The sequence below is a fragment of the Cyclobacterium sp. genome (assembly GCF_014762705.1).
GTDB lineage: Bacteria > Bacteroidota > Bacteroidia > Cytophagales > Cyclobacteriaceae > Cyclobacterium.
The window spans coordinates 92,920-110,655 of sequence record NZ_JABURL010000107.1; the positions used below are offsets into that span (position 1 = coordinate 92,920).

Sequence of the window (17,736 nt, forward strand, 5' to 3'; positions counted from 1 at the left end):
GCCATTAAAGAACAAATTATAGACACATGAATAGTAAACTGATTAATTTTGCTGGCACATGGGCATACCACTGAGAGAAATTTATAAGCAGTACTGCACCGAACTAAGCGGCAGTTATCCGGTTGAGGAAGCAAGAAACCTGGTTTTTTGGCTTTTTGAAGCTTTTCTGGGATGTGAAAGAAAAGACCTTTTGCTGGATAGGGAATTGCCCTTTATTCCCGGCGAAATGGAACTGGCATTGGATAAATTAAAAGCAGGCATGCCCATACAATATGTGCTTGGAAAAGCCCCTTTTTATGGAAGGACCTTTCAGATAAGCCCGGCTGTTTTGGTGCCAAGAAACGAAACAGAGGAATTGGTACACCTTATTCTGGCCAACCATTCAGGCAAGCTGAAAATATTAGATTTGGGCACAGGTTCTGGTTGTATCGCCATTACCCTGGACCTGGAGTGGCCGGAATCGCAGGTGCAGGCTTTGGATATCAGTCCTGAAGCCCTCGCTATGGCCCGGAATAATGCAGCAGCAATGGATGCTTCGGTCAGATTTTTCCATGCGGATATGTTGGACACCAATTTGCCCTTGGAAATGGTGGATATCATGGTAAGCAATCCACCCTATGTACTTGAGCAGGAAAAAGGGGGGATGCATCAAAATGTACTGGCCCACGAACCTCATTCGGCCCTTTTTGTTCCCGACCATGACCCCCTGAGGTTTTACAGTGCCATTGCCCGGCATGCCCGCCATTACCTAAATCCCGGCGGATACCTGTATGTTGAAATCAATGAAACCTTCGGAAAGGAAGTGTCAGATTTGATGTCCGGGACCGGTTTGGAAGAAGTGCGGGTTTATCAAGATTTGATGGGTAAGGACCGGGTGGTATGGGGAAGAAAACCAACTTGCTTAAATGCTGGTTCCCAGCCAGAATAATTGCTCACTTTTAAATCCATGCAAACCTTCTGCTACATGTAAATGGTCAACGGATTTCAGGAGTATCCAGGTGGTGCTGTTCCGGGTTTCGTGCCTGATCTTTTGCCCTTCCTTCCCATGTAACTTAATTTCTGATTTGGGAAGCCATTTTTGGATCAATCCTTTATTTGCAGGGCAATACCTGAGCCCATTCTTGAAAAATACGATGTCCAGTAAAGGTAGATAAGGGGTTAATTTATCTGCATCAAAAGGATCATAAGCCAGGATATTGACGGCGTGGTGTCCGGATTGGACAAGGTATTCTAAACCAGCCTCCATATACCTGCTCCCCCCGGCCGTCACAAACTTCACCGGGAATTGTTCTTCCAAAAGCACATCATTCTCCTTTTGAAAATCCGTGTCTGCCAAAATAATATCCACTTTTATTCCCAGAGACAACATTTTGAACACCGTTTCCTGGCTAACGATTATTGTTGGCACCCATTCCAACAGAGAATGAAGCGTAGCTAAATCCCATCCCTCCAGTGTCAGTATCAATAGAGCGGGTTCCTGTTGTTCTTTTACAAAATGATGAGAGGACATATTGAAGGTTGAATTTTCTTGAAAGTGATAAAAGGTTTTAAATTTCTCCTCCTACCAATATAAAATCTAATTTAAAATAATTGACCTCCGCCAGCAGCAACAATTGTAAAAAAAAGTTGTAGCAACTTATAAAAACCAAAAATGGGGAAGCCCGTCTGGTTTTCCCCATTTTTGTTGATTTTCATTCAGAATGGTCCAGAACTTTACATCCTGAAATCAGCCGCCCTGACTTGCAGCATTCGGAACGTTTATTCCAATCGACATAGAACTATGCGAACTCACATTTTCCGGACTGCTCAAAAAATTTGATATGCCAGCATTAAGTCCAATCATAGCCTGAACAGGAGCCAGATTTAATTTAATTTCCAAAATACCTGTAGCAGTTTTTCCATCAGAGAAATCTTCTGCAATTTTCTGTACCAGAATTAACAATTGATCAGGTGAAAGATCACTATCTTTCACAATTTGCGATAATCCGGCCTGCACAGCTCCATATTTGGCTTGGGCTTTGGTTATTGCTTCAGATTCCACTGATAAATCTGCTGGAATTTCTTTTGAATTATCAATTCCTTTTAATCCAGAAGCATCGGCGACTCTCTCATTGGTCGCTTTGATGGCTATTTCCAGACCTGATGAGGCATGCGCATCTACATAAGCTGCGGTAACTGTAGTAAGTGCAATTACGCCTGCCATTTGGGTGTTTTCATCTGCTTTGGTAACCAAACGCAATTTGCTGTCACCCAGAGGGACAAGAACCCCGGTAGCTTCGTCAAAATACTTCCCTTCACTCACAATAATTTCTATAGTTCCCCGGTAATTCATGGATGCATCAAAGCTATCTTTTGCATCAGTTATGGTGGAGTATAATAGCTCCCCCCTGGTACCAGTGGAACTGTAGGCATACACATCAACTTTAGCACCAGCCACATTACCTTTTACAGCTGATCCATTAAAAGTAGTCTGATTGGGGGGATCGATATCGTTCTCAGAACTCATCAAAGCGCCTAAACCTAATTAACACGCAAATAAAACAACCTTTTTCATAATTTAAACTGTTTAACGTTTTAAAAATCATTAAATAATGAGGCTAAACTAAATGGTATAAATGAAGTTTTGATGATGAGGGAGGGGCAAGTTCTCTGGTAACTAATTTAAAATTATGCTTATAATTTATTTCTTCATTTAAACTTCATTTTCATGTATTTACTTCACCTTTAATTGGAAAGATTTGGGGAATAAAAACGAATTGTATGGTTTATTATTCTGTAAAATTCGATAATGATATTATAAAAAGTTGATTTATATGAAAAAGGTAATGTTTTTATTGTTACTTTTATTTTCCCTTCAGGACGTTTTTGGCCAATCCAGTGAAAATAAAAGCCAGGAAATTCCGGTGGTGGAGAAAGCAAATCCTGAGGGGCAAAAAAAAGGTATCAGTATCAGCAGTGCCGCCAGGAGAAGAGGTGTGGTGAATCAAAAAATGGGTAAGGCGAATGAAGGTGCTTCCGAAAAATCGAAAGCAAATCCCGGAACAACAATCTCCAGTGAAGCCAGGAGAAAGGGGCCTGCAGGAGTGGATAACCCTGCCGGAGCGGTAAAACCCTCCATTACTGTACCGGCTGCCAGGCCTACCCCACCTGTAGTCAGGCCCGTGACACCCCGGCCCAATACCCCGGGACCAAAGGGGACACCACGAATTCCGGGGAAGCCGAGAGGGATGTAAATATTTTTCATTTGGGTTTGTTTTGAGGTAAAGGAAAGAATGAGAGGAGAAAGTTTTTATCGTTTTTTTGCTTTGGTAATAGTGGCAATTTTTCTGACATTGAAAGTAATTGGGCAGGAAAACGACACTTTGCCGTCCAAGCAGGCTGAAGAGACTTTTGATTTTATTATTCTTAATTCAAAAGTAAATGACCGCTTTACTTTTTTAGGCAGGGATTTCGGAAGGAGAATTCCATCGGCCAATATTGATGTGATGTATTATGCCAACACAGGCTGGTTCCTCAACGCTTCCGTATTTAAATTTTTGGAGCAAACTGTGCCCCTTCAATACGGCATTACAGCAGGATACCAGACCGATCTGTCTTTCAAAACGGATATGAATTTGAGTTATTCCCAGTTTTTTATATTTGAAGACAGTAATATTACCGGTATCCAGAATATGGGCCTTTTACAAGGGACTTTTGGTCTGGATTGGAATTACCTTTATTCCACCCTTCAGGCCCAGGCCTTATGGAATGAAAAACCGGATTTGTTTATTGTATCCAAACATTCCAGGTATTTTGAGTTTGACCAAAAACTGTTCAATGTCCTTACGGTTTCTTTCGAACCCTCCATTTCTTTTACTTTTGGAACGAACAACTTTTATTATTTGGGAGAATTTGAGGAATATCAGGGGGTAAACCCGGAGACCCCTGAATCTGTCGTTTTCCTGGCCTGGAATATGGAAATCCCCATTAATTTTGAATTTAAAAACTGGACTGTGGAATTGCAGGGCAGGCTGGTGGTTCCAGGGAATACTCCAGATTTTGATGCCTCCACCACCAGAATGGTGTTTGGATGCCAATTCTATTATTTTATTCCGTTAAAGAGAAAAGGAGCTTAGGATGAGGGTGCTTTTAGTTGAAGATGAAAAATTACTGGCTGAGGAGCTGGTATTGTATTTAGGAAAAGAGCAAATGGTATGTGATTGGGCTTCCACATATGCTGAAGCCTCAGAATCACTGGCCGTCAACCAGTATGATTTTATTTTTCTGGATCTTGGCCTGCCGGATGGAGATGGCCTGGACCTGTTGGCAGAGAGCAAAACCTACCAAAAACACGCACTTGTCATCATATTGACCGCAAGGGCGGATGTTGATGACCGGGTGAGGGGATTGGAAATGGGAGCCGACGATTATCTTTCAAAACCATTTTCCTTTTTGGAATTAAAAGCCAGAATGCAGGCTATCCTAAGGAGAAAAAGTGGCTGGAATAAGGAGGAGATCAAAATTGGAGGTTTTGTACTTGACCTGGACAGTTGGATGGTAGCATTCCAGGGCGAAAAAATTCTTTTAACTAAAAAGGAGTTTAGCCTGCTGCACTTTTTATTGATTCACCCCAACAGGGTGATTAACCGTTTTCAACTGGCCGAACACATCTGGGGAGACCATATGGAGGACGATTACCAATCCAACTATATTGATGTGCATATTAAAAACATCCGGAAGAAATTGGGCAGCTACGCTTCGGTCAAATGGCTGGAAACAGTGCGGGGAGTGGGTTATAAGATCAAAACCTGATCATAAATGTACTTATCCACCAAAATGTTATTGTATAATCTCCTGGCGAAGGGGATCATTTTACTTTTCTTTTTAATGACCGGCCCATTTTTGTTGCGATATTTTGCCCTAGAGGATATCGATGCAGAATTGGAAGATAAAAGGGATCAAATACTTGATATTATCAGTCAGGATGGGATGGATGAGTTTTTTGCAGGGGATGATTCTCCGGGTGGTTTTGGCAGTTACAATATTCTGAGAGAGGAATATGTGCTTTTGGAAAAAATGGAAGAACCCTTTCTTCTGGATAGTATTTTTAATGAAGAAAGAATTCTGGATAATGTCACCGTTTCCTACAGGGTCTGCGCTTATGTTTTTTCATTTGAAGAAGAAATTTACCTGATGGAAATCGGTAAAAGTCTTGAAACCATCAATCGGATTATCGATCTAATATCAGGGATTATTTTGTCCTTGCTTCTGGCTTTTTTGGCCACTTCCTTTTTTCTGGACAATTTTTTCAGCAAACGACTGATACAACCTTTCAAAAAAATAATCAGGGATAAAATAAGCCATATTAACGAACCTCAGCAGTTTATGCATGAGCCGGTTAAAACATCCACCAGGGATTTTAAAATGCTGGATGAGGCCATCAGCGATATGATGTGGAGAATACAAAAGGCCTTCAATCAGGAGCGCGTGTTTATTTCCCATGCCTCACATGAACTCAGGACTCCGGTTTCGATATTACAAACCAAAATAGAGGCCTTTTTTGGCGATGAAAATTTGGATCCGCGCGAAATGGAGCGGTTGATGGATATGCAAGAGACCATTCAGAAGTTGAAAAAGATTATCAATGCCCTGCTGCTTTTATCCAAGGTCAACAACGCACAATTTTTAAAAACAGAGACCGTTTCCCTGGATGGTTTATTGGAAGCGTTATTTGAAGAATGGCAAGCTTTGGCAAAGGGGAGATCCCTCGATTTGCATTTGGAAATCCGGGATAAATTTGCCTTCAGGCAGAGTAATGCATCCCTTTGTCATATCATGGTACAAAATGCCTTGTCAAATGCCCTTAAATATGCGTATGAAAACACCAGCATACAAATGATCGGAAAAAGGGAGCCGGCCGAATACCAAATTCATGTCATCAATGAGGGCCCTGAGATTTCCGAGGAATTGATGGAGCAGGTGGCAGCCGGTCTGGTTTTTTTGAAAGATGCCAAAAAGGAAAGTTCAGGATTTGGTTTACAGATAATTTTTAAAATTGCTGGTTTTTTGGGGGTAAAAGTTCGGGTGGAATCCAACAATACCTCTGGTACCAGATTTATTTTTTGTTTTCCAATAAATTAAAAGCTTGAAATCCAGAGGGTCATGTGTGTTGACCTGGTAAAGGGTCAGGACTTCATTTAAACTTCATTTTACCCTGATATACTTGTAGTGTAAAACTTAAACTTTTAAAATCATGAAAAGATTAAACATTAAATTACAGGTGGCAGCCATCCTTTCCTTTTTTATATTGGTTGGCTGTAATGAGCAGGATGGTATGATGGATGGAAATGCCAGATTAAGCGTTTCCTTAATCGATGCTCCGGCAGATTATGATGAAGTATGGGTAGAGGTGCTGGCTTTGGAGGTGCAACCCCAGGGAAGTGATGAAGACGATGCATCTGCCTGGATCAGTATTGAAAATGAGTCAGTGGAGAAAAAAATTGACCTGTTGACCTTGACCGGAGGGAACGCCTTGAATTTAGGTACCGAGGAGATTCCTGCAGGCTATATTTCTCAGATCAGGCTGATATTGGGGAACGACAACTATATCATGCAGGACGGCGACAGGATAGATTTATCCACTCCAAGTGCCCAACAGTCCGGTCTGAAACTTCAGCTGAATCAGGAATTACTGGCAGGGATTCAATATGATCTAGTTTTAGATTTTGATGCAGCCCAATCCATCGTTAAGGCGGGAAATTCGGGACAATATATCCTTAAGCCTGTACTCAGGGTGGTAGCAGAAGGCACTGCCAGTATCAAGGGAAAAGTATCGCCTTTAGCTGCTTCATCTACTGTATTTGGTATCCAAAATGGAGACACTTTGGCTACTTTTACGGATGATCAGGGAGATTTCATACTGAAAGGTCTTAATCAAGGAGAATATCGCGTAGAGATTCACCCCATCGAACCGTACCTGGGAGATACCTTGTTTAATGTATCCACACAATTGGGAGAGGTTACCCAACTTGAGCCTATTGATTTGATGGAAGAGGAATAACAAATTAAATTTAAACCACTTTTAATTGTCCAGCCCGGGAATATTTTTTGGGCTGGCTTTTTTATTGACTCAAATGGGAATGGGATTTTGGTAAACTTTTATTTATTCCTAGTTTTGGATGCAAAAAGTTTATTTTTGTTAACTTAATAAATCAATCAAAACGAATCTATAAAGTAATGTCCATACTCCCTCCGATTAATTTTACGAAATGGATTGAAGATAACCGACACCTGTTAAAACCACCAGTTGGGAACCAACAGATGTACCTGAAAAACGAAGACTTTATCGTCATGGTGGTTGGAGGTCCCAATGCCAGAAAGGATTACCATTACAATGAAGGAGAAGAATTTTTTTATCAGGTAGAAGGCGACATCACCCTGAAAGTGGTGGATGAAGGGCAAATGAAAGACATTACCATCAAAGAGGGGGATGTGTTTTTATTGCCTCCCAGAACCCCTCATAGTCCCAGAAGACCTGCCAACACGGTGGGTTTGGTTATTGAAAGATACCGCAAGCCTGGAGAAAAGGATGGTTTTCTGTGGTTTTGTGAAAACTGTGGGCATAAATTGTATGAAGAATATCAGGCCATCACGGACATAGTCAATCAGCTTCCCCCTATCATGGACCGGTTTTGGGCCAATCCTGAGCATACCACCTGTGAGCAATGTGGAACGGTAATGAGCAAATAACCCCTCCCTAAACACCCTGTTTTCTTTTTGAATAGCCTTTTCTTGTCCTACCATTTATGGATGCTGCACCCTATGTTTTAAGTCTGGAATTTGCCAGGGAGATGGATGAAAAAGATCCACTAAGGCAATTTCGGGAAAAGTTTTATATCCCTGAAAAAAATGGCCGGCCAGTCCTGTATTTTTGCGGGAATTCTCTTGGGCTACAGCCCAGAACCCTCGCTGCAAGCATTGAAAAAGACTTAAAAAAATGGGCAGAGAAAGGAGTGGATGGACATTTTGAGGGAGCTGTTCCCTGGGTGGATGCCCGAAAGCCTTCCAAGCCTATTCTGGCCAATTTATTGGGTGCACTTCCGGAGGAGGTTGTAGCCATGAATAGCCTGAGTGTCAACCTTCACCTTTTATTGGTTTCCTTTTACCGGCCAGAGGGGAAGCGATTTAAAATCCTTACAGAAGCCGGGGCCTTCCCTTCAGATCAATATATTTTGGCCTCACAGGTAGGCTACCATGGGTACCATCCGGATGAGGCCATCATAGAAATGAGCCCAAGACCGGGTGAGCATTTGCTCAGGACAAATGATATTCTTGAAAAAATCCGGGAACACCGGGATGAAATGGCTTTGGTGATGATGTCTGGAGTGCAATATTATACCGGACAGTTTTTTGATTTGGAAGCCATCAGCAAGGAAGCCTCCTCTCATGGAATTAAGGTGGGTTTTGATTTGGCTCATGCCATTGGTAATGTGCCGCTGGCCATGCATGACTGGGGAGTGGATTTTGCCACCTGGTGCAGCTACAAGTACCTCAACTCCGGACCCGGGAATGTTTCGGGAATTTTTGTCCACCAAAAACATGGCAAGGACAAAAATATTCCCCGATTTGCAGGTTGGTGGGGACATGATGAGGGGAAACGCTTTTTGATGGAAAAAACCTTTGACCCCATGCCCGGAGCGGATGGCTGGTTGTTGAGCAATGACCCTGTTTTAGGTCTGGCAGCGCATCAGGCATCACTGGATATTTTTGCTGAAGCAGGCATGGAAAAAATAAGGACCAAGTCTGAACTATTGACCGGGTATTTGGAGTTTGTTATTCGTGAAACAATTGGTGGGCCAGAAGAGTTTGTATTGATAACTCCTTCAAAACCAAGTGAAAGGGGCTGTCAGCTTTCTTTGTCTCTTCATAAAGCGGGCAAAGAAATATTTGACTCCTGGACGGCAAAGGGGTTGGTAGCCGATTGGAGAAATCCCAATGTGATCAGACTCGCCCCCACACCTTTGTACAACAGTTTTCAGGATGTTTTTGCCTTCGGTAAAATGGTGCAATCATCCATGAAGGAGGGACTGTAAAATCAGAAACTCTCACAACCTATTGAATCAATGAAGAAAGAAAAAATAAACTTACTGGGAGCAGGATTGATTGGTTCCCTTTTGGCCATTTACCTGAGGAAAAGAGGGTTGGATGTAGCCATTTATGAAAAAAGACAAGATTGGCGACAGGTAGATACCACAGGAGAAGGCCGTTCCATCAACATGGCTTTAAGTTACCGCGGTTGGAAAGCCCTGGAAAGAGCCGGTATTAAAGACAAAGTTATACCTTATACGCAACCCATGTATGGCAGGAGGATTCATGATGAGCATGGAGACACCTTTTTCCAGCCCTATGGAAAGGAAAATCAGGCCATTTACTCCATAAGCAGGAATGCTTTCAATAAAATACTCCTGGATGAAGCTGAGGAGCAGGGTGCATCCATTTATTTTCAACATAAGGTAGAGCAGGTAAATGTGGCCAAAAGGGAAGTTACCTTTAGCCTGGCTGATGGCTCTTCCAAAAATATAGCCGCAGAGGTATTGATCGGATCTGATGGTGCCTATTCCGCCCTTAGAAATGCTTTCCAAAGCCAGCTGCGTTTTAATTTTAACCAACAATATGTATCACATGGCTACAAGGAACTGAGCATTCCCGCTAATCAGGAAGGTGATTTTGCGATGGATCCGAATGCCTTACATATCTGGCCAAGGGGAAAATTCATGCTGATAGCACTTCCTAACCTGGATAAATCTTTTACCTGTACGCTTTTTTTACCCTTTGAAGGGTATAAAGTCAGTTTCGAAAACATACATGATGAGCAGGATGTAGAACAGGTTTTCAAAACGCATTTCAATGATGCGTATAATTTGATGCCTACTTTGCTGCATGACTTCAAGCGAAATCCCACAGCAGCGTTGATCAATACGGAATGTTACCCCTGGACAGATAACAGTACCTTGCTGATAGGAGACGCAGCACATGCCATGGTGCCATTTTACGGGCAGGGTATGAATTGTGGTTTTGAAGACTGTTCCATTCTTGATGGGCTGATCGGCAAATATGGCACCTCTTCCTGGGACTTGGTTTTCGGGAAATTCCAAAAGGGCCGGAAACCGGATACCGATGCCATCTGCCAGTTGGCCATGGATAATTTTGTGGAGATGAGCGATAATGTGGCCGATCCCAAATTTCTGATCAGGAAAAAAATTGAAGCCAGGTTACATGAACTTTTCCCTGAGGAATGGGTGCCACTGTACAGCATGGTGACATTCTCGGAAATGAAATATTCTGAAGCTTATGCCATTGGAAAGCTTCAGGAGAAAGTAATGGACCGGGTGATGAGTGATCCGCTGATCACCCAAAACTGGGATAGTTTGGATTATGAAGAAATTCTGCATCAGGTAGTAGTAGCAGGAGCTGTTTAAAGCGGACGATGCATCAGGGTTCGTGACAGCCATTCCCGACTTTGGTCGGGAATGGCTTTATACGCAGGAAAATCAGTCACTTTGGAGCGTGAGGCTTAGCGACCTCTACGAACTTGTAATGGGAAGTGTAGCAAATGATTTTTAAGCGTTTTAGGTTCGCCGTAGAAATGCTAATGCCTACTTTCGGGTTTAAATCACAGATCGGTTTTGAAGCGTTGGTTAAATCCCCTGATGCCCTGAAGGCCACCTGTGTGAATGACCAGAATCCGGGTGCCTTTGTGAAAAGCATCCTTCCTTATCAGATCCATTAGACCAAATAGCATTTTACCTGTATATAATGGTTCGAGTGGAAGCCCGCAAGTCTCCTTAATTTCTTTAATGAATGCGATCAATTCAGGTTTGAATTTGCCATACCCGCCAAAATGGTAAGTGGTATGAATGTCCCAAGAACAAGAAGGCCTGATCTGGTGATCCACCAAAAGCTTGCTGATTTCCTGATGGATAAATGCTCCTTTTAAAGCCGAAAAGCCCAGCACTTGCTGGTTTTGGGAAGCACTTGCCAGCAATCCGGCAAAAGTTCCCCCGGTGCCTATCGGAACAGCCACTACATCCATTAGCTTATCTTCGGGATCCAGGATTTCCCGGCTACCTTTGATGGCAAGGGCATTGGTACCTCCTTCCGGAATAATATAAACTTCACCGAATTTCAACCTGAGCTGTTCCAATACGAATGGAGATTGTTTCTCCCGGTAATCCGTCCGGGACATGGGATACAGTTGCATGCCTTGATTTTCGGCGTCAGCCAGTGTAGGATTGAGAGGTCTTGGGATTTCGCCCCTGATCAGACCGATGGATTGCAGGCCATTTTGTGCAGCTGAAATAGCGGTTGCATGGATATGGTTTGAAAAAGCACCTCCAAAAGTCAGGATTTTGGCATATCCTCTTTCCTTAGCTGCCCGAATGTTGTGCAGTAACTTATAATGTTTGTTGCCCTGAATCACCGGATGCAAAAGATCCAGTCTTTTAACGACAACCTGTACTTGTTTTTCCCCGAGCAGAGGCAGTTGAAGGGTTTGGTAAAAGGGCAATAATTGCTTTTTCAAAGTAAATTATCCAATAATTTGATAATAACATAAATCCGCAGTACCTGCTGACCAACAGTTGAAGCTTTTGGAGTAAAAACCCTCAGGGTTCACTCGTTTGACTTAAACCCGGTCTATATTACAGGGCTTGGGACAAGACTGCAATAGAATTTCTCATGCAAATTTCGGGTGCAACCAACAGCTGACGATCGACAGAAACTGAAAGGTTTGTGGATTTTAATGATAAAATACCGATTGTTTTTGATCAAATCCTAATTTTGTACCATGACTGAATCCATAGACGAGGAATTACCGGAAGAGGAATCCTATTTTGAACGAATCGAATTGTTTGTTGATCCGGGGCAGCGTCCCTTACGCATAGACAAGTTCATTACAGATAAAGTAGCCAATGCTTCCCGAAACAAAGTGCAACAACGCATCACAGATGGGGAGGTGAAAGTGAATGGCCTTTCTGTAAAATCCAATTACAAGACCAAGGCAGGGGATCTGATCAGTTTTGTCATGGAAAGGAGCAGAAAAGATCCGGATGTGATTCCCGAGCCCATTCCTCTGGACATCCGGTATGAAGATGAGCACCTGTTGGTGGTAAGTAAACCCGCAGGTATGGTAGTGCATCCCGCCCATGGTAACTGGACGGGTACCCTGGTAAATGGATTGGCCTATTATTTCAAAAGTCTCCCTGAATTGCCCGGAAATTCAGGTCGCCCCGGGCTGGTACACCGCATAGATAAAGATACTTCCGGGCTTTTGGTGGTGGCTAAATCCGAAAAGGCAATGACTCATCTTGCCAGGCAGTTTTTTGACCACAGCATACAGCGCAGTTATCTGGCCCTGGTATGGGGAGAGATGAAAGAAGAAGAGGGAACCATTGATGTGCCCATTGGCAGGGGACTAAAGGACAGAAAGGTAATGCAGGTTTATCCCGATGGGGATACAGGTAAATCAGCCGTCACCCATTGGAAATTGATTCAAAGGCTGAGGTATGTCAGCTTGATTGAATGTACATTGGAAACCGGAAGAACCCATCAAATCAGGGTTCATATGAAATACCTGGGACATCCATTGTTTAATGATTCGGTGTATGGAGGGGACAAAATCAGAAAGGGGACGCAGTTTTCCAAGTATAAAACCTTTGTACAAAATTGTTTTGAACTTTTGCCAAGGCAGGCCTTGCATGCCAAATCCCTGGGATTTATCCATCCTGTTTCCGGAAAGAAGATGTTTTTTGATAGCGAAATCCCTGCAGATATGGAATCCGTTATTGAGAAATGGAAAAACTATGTTCAATATGAAAAATAAGGGGTTATTAAATTGTTAATTAAAATAATAAAAACAAGTTGCTTTTTGCCAAAAATGAATTAAACACCTTAATTAATTTTTATTTTTATAAAAAAACACATTTTTCTATAAAAAAATTTCTTCAAATGGAGGAATTCATTACATTTGAAGCATCAATATAATATTTGGTTTCTGTTTTAAACCAACCATTATTTTATTGGTACTAATTGTAGGATGTTGAAATTGGCAGACAAGCCCTCCTGTCTCGGGGGTGGAGGATCCAGATTTATCTGGTGTACTGGATAAAGCACACATCGAGCTCAATGTGTTGCCTAACAGCTCCGTGGAGGTTCGAATCCTTCTCCTACAGCAAAAGTTTTTCGCCGGAAATTATTTTACCGAATAATTTCCGGTTTTTTTTGGCCAAATCCTGATGCAATTTTTCTTTTGTTGGTCATTATTGAATAATATCCACTTTATTTTGTATTCTTGAACTGGCAAATGGGTGAAGATAATTTAAATACAAAACAGCAAAGTAACAGGCGAAAGCGATGGCTGAAGGTATTTGGGATCCTTGTTTTCCTGTTGTTGACCCTGCAGGCAGGGCTCTATTTTGGGAGCGACTGGCTTTTTAGGGAATTCATCAAACAGCAGGTAGAAAAAGCCTCAGCTGGTAAATACGGAGTAGACTTTGATAAGGTATATGTTTCTCTTTTTCAGGTAGGTGTTTTTGTTGAGGGATTTACCCTTTATCCCATCGATCCGGAGATTTTTGACCGGGAGAGAATACCTTATTACCAAATATCACTCGAACACCTGGATATATTGGGTGTGGGCTATTCCCGGAATAGCGGCAGTTTAAGCATAGGTGTGCTTCGCCTGAGCTCACCTGTGGTACAAGCCCGGCAACAGGCCGAACTACCGGAAAACGAAGATGAAAGTCCGCTTCAACTATTGGAAGCTGAAATTCAAAAATCTTTGGGTACCAAGGTTCAGGAAATTATTATCCGTGATTTTTATGTGGATCAGGCCAATTTATTGATAGAAAATTTTATCAGCCAAAAATCCATATCGGCCTCCAATACCAATTTGTATGTAAAAAACATCCACCTAAGTAAGGATAAAAGCGAATTGACGCCATTCGGGATTGAAGGTTTTGAATTGGATTTTGACAATTTTGAAATTGTTTTGGCAGATAGCATCCATAAGGTAGCGGCCCAAAAAGTAGCCATCTCCTCATTGGAAAAACGAATCGAGGCCGAAATGCTTCAGGTGATGCCGGATCTGGAGAAACCGGCTGATGTATATTACGAAATTTCATTGGACCAATTGGAGCTGGCCGATGCAGACATCATGGAGATGTTTCAGACAGCGGAAGTAAATGTGGGGGACCTGAATCTTGAAGCGCCTGATTTTGTGCTTTACACCGACAGGTCCACCCTGGAAAGCGAAAGAAGGACCACTGATCTATATGAACTTATCCGGGAGGTATTGACATCCATTTCGATACAGCACCTCACCATCAATCACGGACAATTTCTTCAGAGAGGAGTTGCTTCCCCCAATAAGAACAGAATAGAAGCAGAAGACATTCGGTTTTCAATGGAGGATGTTTATATAGGACAAGATGAAGCATTGCGCGAAAACAGTTTTTTTTACGCTGAGGATGCCAGCCTGGAAATCAAAAAAGCAAGGATAGCCCTGGCTGACGAAATCCATTGGGTATCGGGCCAGGATATCTATCTTTCCTCATTTGAAGACCGGGTGACCATCAATAACGTGGAATTAATGCCAATCGTTGATGAGGACAGCCTTTCAGATATTTCCCTGTTTGAAATCAAAGTACCGCAATTGGCTTTTGCCAATGCCAATCTCAGGAAAATTTATAATGATAAGATCATTGATATAGGGGAGTTGATGATCAGGGCGCCCGACGTGGTCATAAAAGATATTTTGGGCAATGCCTCACGGGATAACGCCCCTGTGTCTATGACAGCCCTCTCTAAGCTTACCCGGGGTTTTTTGAAAGCCATATACATCCAAAAACTGGAAATGGAAGAAGGCAGTCTGGTCCTGGACAATCACCTCAGGGTGCGGCAAGACAGCCTTTCCTTCGGCAGGATAGACTTCGTGCTGGAAAATTTCCAATTGGATGAGCAACAGCGAACAGATTCTTCTTCCAGAATTTTCCTCGCAGACAACCTTCGTCTTGAGATCAGTGATTATGCCTTGAAATTATCAGATAACCTGCACCTTTTTGCAGCAGACAAGATACTGATAGATACCAATGATGAGTTACTTTTGATCAATGGCTTCCGGCTCAAGCCTCATTCGCCGGAGGACATAATGCCTGTTTTGGAAAGGTATGGCAAGACCACTGTCCTGGACATTGAGATACCGGAGTTTTTGGCCAGGGGAGTGGATATCAATCAGGCTTATTTTGAAGAGCGTTTGTTTATCAACCATATCGATATCCCAAGCCCGATCATTCGCTGGTCCAAATACATGCCCAGTGATGAAGCGCAACAGGCCCAGTTGGAGCGGGGAGATATTTTAAATCTTATTTCAAACTATTTCAGGGAGGTGGGTATTGATTCGTTAAGCATAGCCGAGGGGACTTTTGTTTACGAAAATTTTGCCAATGAAACGTTCAGGACCTTTGCAGAGAATGATATTGCGGTAAAAATCAGGAATTTTTATCTGGATGAAAACATAGACCCAACAGAAAACCGCACACTTTTCGCAGAAGAGGTAGATGTTAATTTGAACAATTATTTGTTTAATATAGCCAACGGGAAATACAACATAGTGGCGGAGAGGATAGCCTTTAATTCAGCCAGAGAAGAAATCAATACCTTCAATGTCCGCTTAATGCCAAACAGCTATTTGGATTCAAAAGTGAGTATTGAGGCTGTTATTCCTGAGCTCAGTTTTAGCGGTGTGGATCTGGAAGCCTTTCTTTTTGACAATACCCTTTCCTTATCCCAACTCCGGCTTTCTGATGCAGCAGTGAAGCTTTCCATTAACAGGGAGTTTGGGGATGAAGCGGAAGAAGAAAATTCCAGAAGCCGTAATTTGCCCAATACAATTGAGGTGATCAGAATAGATTCTATACTTACCTCAAATGCCTCTTTTAATGTAGCCTATTATCAGGAGGGGAAAGATTTGGATTTGATCAAGACAGGCATAAACATTGCCATCACTGATTTTCTTCTTGATTCTGCCAGACTTGCAGAAGGGGACATCGCCAGTTTCTTTTCCAATATGAGCCTGGGGGTGGACGATTTTTCCCTGGCCTTAAAGGACAGTATACATTCCATTAATTTTTCCAATATAGAACTGGATTCCAGGGATGAAGAAATCATTTTGGAAAACCTGAGTGTGGTTCCCAGAAATTTTACCGGTACCAAAGGCGTTCCCATCCTGAAAGCCCGGGTGCCCAAAGTTTCAATAAGCACCCGGTCATTGAAAAGCTTTCAAAAAACCGGCGAGTTGGATGTTTCTTTATTGGAGCTGACCGATCCGGAAGTCAGTCTCTACCTGGATGGTAAGGAAAACATGACCCGGCTCAAGCCCGGTGAGAAAAAAGGAGAAACGGGACAAAATGTGCTGGAAAACCTGTTGGTGAGAAATTTTAAACTCACCGGAGGCAAACTTTCCTGGATGAATAAAGCCGATACCACCAAGCTCACCGCATTGAATAACCTGAGTTTGCTCCTCAGCGACCTTAATTTTGACTTTACCCAAAATCAAACCATTAACACAGCATTTTTTTTCAACAAGGATTTCCAGTTGGAATTAAAGGATTACACCCTTGAATTACCGGATAGCCTCAACCAACTGGATATTGGTCAGGTGTTGATTTCAGAAAATAAGCTCGTGTTGAATGATGTACGCTTTTTTCCGAAAGTAGGCCGCTACGCCTATGCCAGAAAGGTGGGCGAGCAGACAGATGTAGCAGAAGTTTATGTTCCCAGGCTGGTTATCGATGGTTTGGAGGCTGGGAAATTTTTGGCTGAAGAAAAGTTGGTAGCCCGTTCCATGACACTTTTTGCTCCCTATGCTGAGGTTTTTAGGGACAAAAGGGTAACCGAAGATACCACCGTGGTAAAACCCATGCCTCAGCAGTTGATGGAAGCAGCAGGAATGGTCCTGGACCTGGATACCCTTATTGTTATAGATGGCCGTCTCAGGTACAGGGAGTTTCCCGAAAAGGGTATGGTGCCAGGAGAAATAAGCTTTACAAAGATGAATGCCCAAATGTATCCCTTCAGGCTGGGAGCATTTCGGGAAGAAAGAGATAAGGCCTTTATCAATGCATCATTTGAGATCAACCAGGCGGCTCAACTGGAAGTTGATGTTTCCATGACTTTTAAGGAACCTTATCCCCTTCAAGTCAGGGCCAGCGTAAATTCCTTTGAGCTTCCGGTGATCAATTCCATCTTAGAATCCAATGCTTTTGTTACCGTTGAAAGAGGAGTTATCAAAGGTGGAGACTGGCATTTTATTGCGGATCAGGACAAGGCCATAGGTGAAATGACACTTAAATACAACGATTTGAAAGTACGGCTTCTGGAAGAGCGCACCCTCAGGGAAGCCGGAGGGCGCAAAGGGATACTTACTTTCGTCATCAATGCCCTGGCCATGCGAAAAAACAATCCACGTCCCATTTTTAACCGGTTGGTGTCCTCGCCCATCTATATGGAGCGTATGACCCACAAGTTCATTTTTAACTACATGTGGAAGGCCACCTTTTCTGGTTTGATGGGTAGTTCGGGCTTGATCCAACCCAAAATTCCCAGAAAAGAAGAGGAGGAAGCTCAAATCCAGGGGCAAGAATAATTTTTACCTGATTTAAAAGGTAGGTCACCTCAATATTTTATTTTAGATTTGTGGTC

Annotated in this window: 14 protein-coding genes; 11 read left to right on the forward strand and 3 right to left on the reverse strand. The window is 42.6% G+C overall.

Annotated features, from left to right (window positions below; genetic code table 11):
- The first annotated feature begins 58 nt into the window (after positions 1-58).
- On the forward strand, positions 59-928 hold the full coding sequence (gene prmC / locus HUJ21_RS21450; RefSeq protein ID WP_291372709.1) for a peptide chain release factor N(5)-glutamine methyltransferase: 870 nt from the start codon (positions 59-61) through the stop codon (positions 926-928).
- Here prmC and HUJ21_RS21455 read toward each other — a convergent pair.
- Together HUJ21_RS21455 and HUJ21_RS21460 are read right to left on the reverse strand one after the other, a co-directional pair.
- The gene (locus HUJ21_RS21455) at positions 902-1,510 is read right to left on the reverse strand and encodes a thiamine pyrophosphokinase (protein ID WP_291372710.1); all 609 of its coding nucleotides are present in this window, start codon (positions 1,508-1,510) and stop codon (positions 902-904) included. The genes prmC and HUJ21_RS21455 overlap by 27 nt on opposite strands.
- Positions 1,511-1,726: 216 nt before the next feature.
- Positions 1,727-2,506 carry a hypothetical protein gene (locus HUJ21_RS21460; protein WP_291372711.1) on the reverse strand — a complete coding sequence of 260 codons (780 nt, stop codon included), beginning with the start codon at positions 2,504-2,506 and terminating at the stop codon, positions 1,727-1,729.
- A gap of 307 nt (positions 2,507-2,813) precedes the next feature.
- Between HUJ21_RS21460 and HUJ21_RS21465 the strand changes: the two genes are divergently transcribed.
- From HUJ21_RS21465 to HUJ21_RS21500, 8 genes are all read left to right on the forward strand, one after another.
- The gene (locus tag HUJ21_RS21465; RefSeq protein ID WP_291372712.1) at positions 2,814-3,233 is read left to right on the forward strand and encodes a hypothetical protein; all 420 of its coding nucleotides are present in this window, start codon (positions 2,814-2,816) and stop codon (positions 3,231-3,233) included.
- Between the two features lie 39 nt (positions 3,234-3,272).
- Positions 3,273-4,115 carry a hypothetical protein gene (locus HUJ21_RS21470; protein WP_291372713.1) on the forward strand — a complete coding sequence of 281 codons (843 nt, stop codon included), beginning with the start codon at positions 3,273-3,275 and terminating at the stop codon, positions 4,113-4,115.
- Between the two features lies 1 nt (position 4,116).
- On the forward strand, positions 4,117-4,791 hold the full coding sequence (locus HUJ21_RS21475) for a response regulator transcription factor (RefSeq protein WP_291372714.1): 675 nt from the start codon (positions 4,117-4,119) through the stop codon (positions 4,789-4,791).
- 6 nt (positions 4,792-4,797) lie between these two features.
- On the forward strand, positions 4,798-6,120 hold the full coding sequence (locus HUJ21_RS21480; protein WP_291372716.1) for a HAMP domain-containing sensor histidine kinase: 1,323 nt from the start codon (positions 4,798-4,800) through the stop codon (positions 6,118-6,120).
- 112 nt (positions 6,121-6,232) lie between these two features.
- A complete protein-coding gene (locus tag HUJ21_RS21485; protein ID WP_291372718.1) occupies positions 6,233-7,039 on the forward strand; it encodes a DUF4382 domain-containing protein in 807 nt (268 codons plus the stop codon).
- 176 nt (positions 7,040-7,215) lie between these two features.
- Positions 7,216-7,728: a 3-hydroxyanthranilate 3,4-dioxygenase gene (locus HUJ21_RS21490; RefSeq protein ID WP_291372719.1), complete on the forward strand. Its 513-nt coding sequence runs from the start codon at positions 7,216-7,218 to the stop codon at positions 7,726-7,728.
- A gap of 56 nt (positions 7,729-7,784) precedes the next feature.
- On the forward strand, positions 7,785-9,071 hold the full coding sequence (gene kynU, locus HUJ21_RS21495) for a kynureninase (protein ID WP_291372721.1): 1,287 nt from the start codon (positions 7,785-7,787) through the stop codon (positions 9,069-9,071).
- Positions 9,072-9,101: 30 nt separating this feature from the next.
- Positions 9,102-10,457 (forward strand): NAD(P)/FAD-dependent oxidoreductase, encoded by a 1,356-nt coding sequence (locus tag HUJ21_RS21500; RefSeq protein ID WP_291372722.1) that lies wholly within the window; start codon positions 9,102-9,104, stop codon positions 10,455-10,457.
- Between the two features lie 194 nt (positions 10,458-10,651).
- Here HUJ21_RS21500 and HUJ21_RS21505 read toward each other — a convergent pair whose 3' ends face one another.
- A complete protein-coding gene (locus tag HUJ21_RS21505; RefSeq protein WP_291372723.1) occupies positions 10,652-11,560 on the reverse strand; it encodes a pyridoxal-phosphate dependent enzyme in 909 nt (302 codons plus the stop codon).
- Between the two features lie 264 nt (positions 11,561-11,824).
- Between HUJ21_RS21505 and HUJ21_RS21510 the strand changes: the two genes are divergently transcribed.
- Together HUJ21_RS21510 and HUJ21_RS21515 are read left to right on the forward strand one after the other, a co-directional pair.
- Positions 11,825-12,859 carry an RluA family pseudouridine synthase gene (locus HUJ21_RS21510; protein ID WP_291372724.1) on the forward strand — a complete coding sequence of 345 codons (1,035 nt, stop codon included), beginning with the start codon at positions 11,825-11,827 and terminating at the stop codon, positions 12,857-12,859.
- 468 nt (positions 12,860-13,327) lie between these two features.
- The gene (locus HUJ21_RS21515; protein WP_291372725.1) at positions 13,328-17,680 is read left to right on the forward strand and encodes a hypothetical protein; all 4,353 of its coding nucleotides are present in this window, start codon (positions 13,328-13,330) and stop codon (positions 17,678-17,680) included.
- Positions 17,681-17,736: the final 56 nt, after the last annotated feature.

What these genes read in the sequence shown, in the direction of transcription:
- prmC (WP_291372709.1), top strand. Translation starts at nt 59, where the DNA reads ATGGGCATACCACTGAGAGAAATTTATAAGCAGTACTGCACCGAACTA.
- HUJ21_RS21455 (WP_291372710.1), bottom strand. Translation starts at nt 1,510, where the DNA reads ATGTCCTCTCATCATTTTGTAAAAGAACAACAGGAACCCGCTCTATTG.
- HUJ21_RS21460 (WP_291372711.1), bottom strand. Translation starts at nt 2,506, where the DNA reads ATGAGTTCTGAGAACGATATCGATCCCCCCAATCAGACTACTTTTAAT.
- HUJ21_RS21465 (WP_291372712.1), top strand. Translation starts at nt 2,814, where the DNA reads ATGAAAAAGGTAATGTTTTTATTGTTACTTTTATTTTCCCTTCAGGAC.
- HUJ21_RS21470 (WP_291372713.1), top strand. Translation starts at nt 3,273, where the DNA reads ATGAGAGGAGAAAGTTTTTATCGTTTTTTTGCTTTGGTAATAGTGGCA.
- HUJ21_RS21475 (WP_291372714.1), top strand. Translation starts at nt 4,117, where the DNA reads ATGAGGGTGCTTTTAGTTGAAGATGAAAAATTACTGGCTGAGGAGCTG.
- HUJ21_RS21480 (WP_291372716.1), top strand. Translation starts at nt 4,798, where the DNA reads ATGTACTTATCCACCAAAATGTTATTGTATAATCTCCTGGCGAAGGGG.
- HUJ21_RS21485 (WP_291372718.1), top strand. Translation starts at nt 6,233, where the DNA reads ATGAAAAGATTAAACATTAAATTACAGGTGGCAGCCATCCTTTCCTTT.
- HUJ21_RS21490 (WP_291372719.1), top strand. Translation starts at nt 7,216, where the DNA reads ATGTCCATACTCCCTCCGATTAATTTTACGAAATGGATTGAAGATAAC.
- kynU (WP_291372721.1), top strand. Translation starts at nt 7,785, where the DNA reads ATGGATGCTGCACCCTATGTTTTAAGTCTGGAATTTGCCAGGGAGATG.
- HUJ21_RS21500 (WP_291372722.1), top strand. Translation starts at nt 9,102, where the DNA reads ATGAAGAAAGAAAAAATAAACTTACTGGGAGCAGGATTGATTGGTTCC.
- HUJ21_RS21510 (WP_291372724.1), top strand. Translation starts at nt 11,825, where the DNA reads ATGACTGAATCCATAGACGAGGAATTACCGGAAGAGGAATCCTATTTT.